The organism is Faecalibacillus intestinalis, assembly GCF_003024685.1.
GTDB lineage: Bacteria > Bacillota_I > Bacilli_A > Erysipelotrichales > Coprobacillaceae > Faecalibacillus > Faecalibacillus intestinalis.
On sequence record NZ_PYLQ01000037.1, the window covers coordinates 1 to 6,442 of the forward strand.

6 protein-coding genes and 1 tRNA gene are annotated in these 6,442 nt (G+C 32.0%); 1 reads left to right on the plus strand and 6 read right to left on the minus strand.

Annotated features, from left to right (window positions below; genetic code table 11):
- Positions 1-400: 400 nt before the first annotated feature.
- The 5 genes from C7U54_RS14260 to C7U54_RS14280 all read right to left on the minus strand — a co-directional run bounded on the left by C7U54_RS14260 (position 401) and on the right by C7U54_RS14280 (position 4,825).
- Complete coding sequence (locus C7U54_RS14260; RefSeq protein ID WP_241522625.1) at positions 401-1,246, minus strand: ParB/RepB/Spo0J family partition protein; 846 nt, start codon at positions 1,244-1,246, stop codon at positions 401-403.
- On the minus strand, positions 1,200-2,021 hold the full coding sequence (locus C7U54_RS14265) for a ParA family protein (RefSeq protein ID WP_107030710.1): 822 nt from the start codon (positions 2,019-2,021) through the stop codon (positions 1,200-1,202). Before C7U54_RS14265 ends, C7U54_RS14260 begins: the two co-directional genes overlap by 47 nt.
- Positions 2,022-2,130: 109 nt before the next feature.
- The gene (locus C7U54_RS14270) at positions 2,131-2,583 is read right to left on the minus strand and encodes a DNA-processing protein DprA (RefSeq protein WP_107030711.1); all 453 of its coding nucleotides are present in this window, start codon (positions 2,581-2,583) and stop codon (positions 2,131-2,133) included.
- A 111-nt stretch (positions 2,584-2,694) separates the two neighbouring features.
- On the minus strand, positions 2,695-3,987 hold the full coding sequence (gene ltrA, locus C7U54_RS14275) for a group II intron reverse transcriptase/maturase (protein ID WP_107030712.1): 1,293 nt from the start codon (positions 3,985-3,987) through the stop codon (positions 2,695-2,697).
- A gap of 761 nt (positions 3,988-4,748) precedes the next feature.
- A tRNA-Arg gene (locus C7U54_RS14280) sits at positions 4,749-4,825 on the minus strand.
- A gap of 185 nt (positions 4,826-5,010) precedes the next feature.
- Here C7U54_RS14280 and C7U54_RS14285 point away from each other — a divergent pair.
- Positions 5,011-5,895 carry a DMT family transporter gene (locus C7U54_RS14285; protein ID WP_107030713.1) on the plus strand — a complete coding sequence of 295 codons (885 nt, stop codon included), beginning with the start codon at positions 5,011-5,013 and terminating at the stop codon, positions 5,893-5,895.
- A gap of 212 nt (positions 5,896-6,107) precedes the next feature.
- Here the strand turns inward: C7U54_RS14285 and C7U54_RS14290 are convergent.
- A partial coding sequence (locus C7U54_RS14290) for a hypothetical protein (protein WP_206603630.1) occupies positions 6,108-6,442 on the minus strand: 335 nt, incomplete at its 5' end.

Below are 6,442 nucleotides of genomic sequence, written 5' to 3' on the forward strand. Positions count from 1 at the left end.
TGGATATATATACTTTTTCAAAGACCTCACAAGAATTCACCTCCATTTTATCTTTATTAAATTTTACTATGTAAGCTTTTTTATTGTCAATTTATATAATTATTCACATATATAAAATAAAAATTGTTTATTTTTCTCTTCTATACTAAATATTACTTTTCCCAGTAAGATAACAGGAAAGGGGTTCTTAGGGGAAAACCGAGTCACATTTCCCCACAAAAAACAGACTCCCCCTTCACTAAGTCTGCTGAAATAAAATGTACAAAAAATACAGTTATACATGTAACTGTCATCTTTCTTGCTCTTTATTTCTTCTTTTTGCCCATCCTTTTAAAAGTTTCAATATAACTTCACTTTTTTCTCTAGGCGTATAGTTTTTTGGAAAATATTCATTAATATCTTACATTTTAAACGATAATTTTTCTTTCTGATTTGCTTTTTCTTCCTTCATTATTGAATAAATAACGTTTTCATCTAAACGATTTTCTCTTGATAACTCCTTCATTCTTATTACTTGAGCATGTGACGGTGTTAAATCAAGTTCTACAATATTTTTTACAACAAATTGTTGATTTTCTTTTGAAAGATATGAAAGTTCCACAGCAGGATTAAATGCAATCTTTTTCCCATCAGTTCTTATACCATCGACCATATCACGCAATGGCTCAATTAATTCTGTTAAACGTATAAATCTTCTAATTTGGTCTCTTGATTGTTTTACTTCTTCACTTAATATATCTACTGACCACTTATTTTGGGACTTCTGTGCAACTTGCGTAGAAGTTGATGATATCTGTTTTCCTTGATGTTTCATTGCTTCTAATTTCAATTTATAAGCAAATCCTCTTTCAGTTGGTAAGATGTTTTCCCTTTGTATATTTGAATCAACCATAATAATTGTTGCTTGGTCATCAGTAAGTTTTCTCACAATAGCCTGTATCTTTTCTTGACCATTTACCATTGCTGCATTCATTCTTCTGTGACCAGAAATCATTTCGTATCCGTGACCATTTGGATGTGGTCTTACAAGAACAGGAACTAAAATACCATTTTCTGAAACACTTTTTACAAGTTCAGACATCTGTTCATCATTTCTAACTCTAAACGGATGATTTTTAAACTCCTGAATATCTTCAACAGGAACTTCCATTATCTTCTCTAGTTTTGCCTCCTGTCTTTGTTCTTCGTTGGTAAATAAATCATCGTACGTAGGAACTCTTATGTCGTTTATGCTCTTTTTCGGCATTTAAGATGACCTCCTTTGTAAAAGCTTCATAAGCTTTAGTTGCTGCACCGTTTGGATCATATTGAAATATGCTTTCTCCTATACCTGTACTTTCTGCTGCCTTTGTACATCTTGGAATTGTTGTATCAAATACCTTGATATGCCCTCCAAAGTTTTCTCTAACTTCATGTGTGATTTTCTTTGATAGATTGGTTCTTTCATTTGTCATCGTAATCAACACACCTTCAATTTTTAAATCATGATTAAGATTTCTTTTAACCATATTAATTAATCTCAATAAATCAGCCATACCTTCAACCGCATAAGGTTCTGCCTGTACAGTTATAACAACTTTATCAGAAGCAGTAAGAGCATTAATAGGTAGATTATCCAGTGATGGATTTGTATCTATAATGACATAATCATAATCATCTTTTACAGTATCAATAAATCTTTTCAATACCGTTTCTCTACACATAGCACTTTCTAATTTAGAATTTATTCCTGCAAGAGAAATATTTGATGGAACAATATCAACATTTTCATTACTGTGAAGTATTAGTTGTTCTCTATCAAGTTGTATATCTTCAATAACTGATACAATAACATCCTTCATAGATAAAGGATATTGTGTTCTGTCATAAAATCCAAATGCTTTTGTTGAATGTCCTTGTGGATCTAAATCTAACAGCAATACCTTTTTGTTATTTAATGCAAGACATGCACTTAAACTGACAGATGTCATTGTTTTACCTACACCACCCTTTTGATTTGCAATTGCTATTACTTCGCTCATTTGTAATCACTCCTATCTTTATATATAGCATTAAATTGACCTCCTTTCTTTTTTGCCAATCAATGATTGGCTATGTAAAAAAGCCATCTGCTATGATGACTTTTATATGCTATCTTTCTTGTTGTTTATGTTTTGTATTTTTACTGTAGTCTTTTAATGGAACTTTCTTATCCATTACATGCTCTCTAAGTTTAAAAAAATTATCATGACTTTCAGAAGCAATGATATAGTCAAAACAGAATTTTCCTCTGTCGGCTGATGGTTCAACTGTGCTTAAATACCTTTTATTATTAAAAGAAGAATATATAAAAGCATCTCCAACCACTAAATCTTTAGCAAGTCTTATATTACCCTCATAGAATAAAACGAAGGGTGGACATGCAATTTGTTTCAAAACTGTAGGATAGTTGTTATCTAAAATTGTTACATACTTTGTTTTCAATTCTCTCTTTAACTTAATAAATTCATTTTCATCTACAGGAACTTTTGCTTTTATATCATTATATATTTTTTCAAAGTCACCATCATGCTTCAAAGCAAAATAAAGCAATACATTATTCATAAATTCATCACCTCCTTTAATAGAGTAGAGGGAGAATAATTATTCTCGCCCCTCTCATTGCACCGTACGTACGGGTCTCGTATACGGCGCTACATTTATATGGCAATTCAACTAACTTAGGTAATATCTTAGGGGATTGACCAATCCTGGTCTTTCCCTTTTATTTATGGCTAGTATGTCCGCATTTATCAAGAAATTAATTACATTTCCATTTGCACGTTTGTACCAACCTAATCTTGAATTGGCTACTGCATATATTTGTTCTTCACTGAACTTGTATGGCAATTTCTTGTTTAACAGTTGCAGACTCTTGTATATCTTCTCTGACTTCTTCCATCGTTTGATAATGATTACCCTTATTTTATGTCGTAACCATTGTCCAAACTTATCCATGAATATTTTCATCTTTCCTATTTTAAAATAATTAATCCATCCCCTTACTATTTGATTTATTCTTGTAAAAGTAATGGTGTTGGACCGTGCAATACACTTCTTTCTTATGAGCTCCTTTCGACATTTGTCATAAAGCTTCATCTTACTTTTATGTGTTGGTGCACATTCCCATTTATCGCTCATTTTAAAATAAGTAAATCCTAGAAATTTACTTTTTGATGGTCTTACTACTTTCGTTTTAGTAGCACTTACTTTTAGAAAAAGTTTCCTTTCTAGCCATGAAGTAACTGACTTCATCACTCTATTTGCACTCATCTCACTCTTTACAAAGATATTGGAATCATCCGCATATCTTACAAATCTCAGTCCTCTACTTTCTAGTTCCTTATCAAATTTATCTAGATAAATATTTGAAAGTACTGGACTTAAAGGTCCTCCTTGGGGCATTCCTATGATATTGGGCTTAACTAACCCCTTTTCCATAATTCCTGCCTGTAGGAACTTTCTTATAAGGTGAAGCGTGTTTGAGTCTTTTACTTCCTCCCTAAGTATTGAGATTAATTTATCATGATTGACTGTGTCAAAATAAGCTTCTATATCCATGTCAACGACCCATTCAAAACCCTCATTTAAATATTCTAAAGTCTTTTCTAAAGCATCATGCGCACTTCTTTGAGGTCTAAATCCATAACTGTTGTCACTGAATTTATCTTCGTAGATTTTAATCAGTACTTGCGCTATTGCTTGTTGTATTACTCTATCTATTACTGTAGGTATTCCTAATGGCCTTTTCTTTCCATTTGATTTTGGTATATAAACTCTTTTGACTGGTTGAGGTCTATATTTCTTTTCCAATATTTCTTTCTTTATTCTTTCTCTATTGTTTTGGAAATAGGTATCAATTTCATAAACGGTCATCTTATCAACTCCCGCTACACCTTTATTACTCTTGACCCTATTAAGTGCTTCGTTTAGATTTTCATCCTCTAATATCACTTCAATTAATCTCATGTTGTTGTTTCTCCCTTCACTCGTAAATATATTTGAAACCATTCCCTCTACCTTCATCTCCATGGAATTACGATTTCCAATTATGAGATTATCCTCGATTTCGAACTGTTCAAACATTGCTTATGATGAACAAACATCATATAAACATTAGGTCCTTCAGTATTTGGTGTTATACCTACTATGACCTCAGCTGACTTCTTGTGATAAACCTTTTTCGACCAACGGTACCATCACTACTTTTAAAGTTTATTGGAATTCGTTGTTCACAAGACCTCCCGGGGTAATTCACTAATCCTATTTCCTTCACAACGTCTTGATTTACTGTCTTGGTTTTACGTTTACCTTTTGGATTTCGATTTGTATAGCAATCTTATCCACCATTTAACCTTATATCAAGTTTCTGTTCGTACGCTCAAAGAAATCACTACACCACTTCCTTCATCCTTGCCATCACTGACAACAACTTGTGGTTCGTTACACTTGGCGGTAAATACCTGTGGTTGGTTTATTTCCAACTGAATTAGTGCCATGCCCAGCACACTATGAAAAAAGGAGATCCATTTTGAATCTCCTTTGCTTATTAAATTGTTTACTTAGTCCCTTTTAATTTCTAATATGTTATCTAGTTTGTTAGAAAAGTCCTATTTTTGTTAGATAAAAAATCAAGAAAAGTTCCTCACTTTGTTAGAAAGAAAAAAGGATATTCAATAAGCAATAATACCTATCAAACATCCTATTTTTAATAGAAAAACCAATAAAAATGGCGGCACTTATGGGATTTGAACCCATGACCTTACGCTCCGGAGGCGTATGCTCTATCCAACTGAGCTAAAGCGCCACATCTTTTTTCTGCCCGTTATAGCTCATTTAGGCTAGATACTGCTCTACGCTCCGGAGACGTACGCTTTATCCAGCTAAGCTATAGCACCAACAAATATATTCTATCATATTAGAGATAAATAATGTATCAAATATAGTATTTTAAATCAACATTTGTTAGAATGTCATCCATGGGGTGAGGTTATGAAAAAAGGAATTATTATTACATTATTAGGTGGTACATTTTGGGGTATTTCAGGAACTATGGGACAGTTTCTGTTTCAAACTTATCATTTAAATACAATGTGGCTTACAACATTGCGTATGATCTTTGCGGGAATCATTCTATTAAGTGTTTGTTTTATCAAAGATACAAAAAAGACATTAAGTATTTGGAATAATAAAAATGATGTCTTTCAACTTATTTTGTTTGCACTATTAGGATTAATGTTTTGTCAATATTCCTATATGACAGCAATCTATTATTCAAACAGTTCAACCGCAGCTATTCTACAATACTTGAATCCAATCTTTATTATGTTTTATACATGTCTTGTTTGTAAAAGACTTCCTTATAAAAAAGAACTTCTTTGTGTTGCTTTAGCTTTTGGTGGAACCTTCATCCTAGCAACACATGGAAATATTCATGAAATGATCTTATCTTTTGAAGGATTGTTTTGGGGAGTGATGGCAGGATTGGCTGCTTCGTTTTATTCATTGCTTCCTCGACATATCATGAATAAATACGGCAGTTTGATTCCTACAGGCTATGCCATGATTATTGGTGGTGTCGTATTAGGAATCATCGGACGTATTTGGAATATCTCTGCTTCTTTAGATATTTATGGCTATTTAGCAATGGCAGGAATTATTATTATCGGAACTGTTTTAGCTTTTTCAATGTATCTTATAGGGGTCAATCTTATTGGACCTATGAGAGCTTCATTAATTGCTGCAGTTGAACCATTAAGTGCAACGATTTGCATGTGTTTATGGTTACATTCTCCTTTTACATTAATGGATGTATTAGGTTTTATTATGGTTATGTCAACAATCTTCATATTATCTTATAAAAAGAAAGCATCATAAAAATAGCATAAAGTATTTAACTTTATGCCATTTTTTATGATTTAAAATATTTTTCTATTTCTAAAACTTCATCTTCAGAAACTTTTAACAATTCAACCGCTTTTAAAAATGAAATACTTAAGCTATTCATCAAATCTGTAATCAGTTCAATATTTTTCTTTTTTGTCCTTGTACTAATCCTTTTTCTATATTTTCTCTGGCTATCATTTCTCCTAAATTACACATCTTTTTAACCTCCTCTCTATTTTTTCAAATCCATATTCTTTCATAACTTCTTTCTTTATCAAAAGATCATATGTATTGTTTAAAAAGATGACTAACGGTGTCTTGATCCAATCACTATCTTCATACTTATCTTTGATATCATGATCTTTATTTAAGTATATCATAATCTGTTCGCTTTTATCATAACTTTCTAACCTTTCAATAGTACTTCCACTGACATTTTCTAATTTAGAGTTTATGCGATTGACATGTCCATCTCGCTTTTTAGCAGCTTGTGGAAGTATCCATATGACATAGGCCTTTTTCATTCCATCATAGTTTC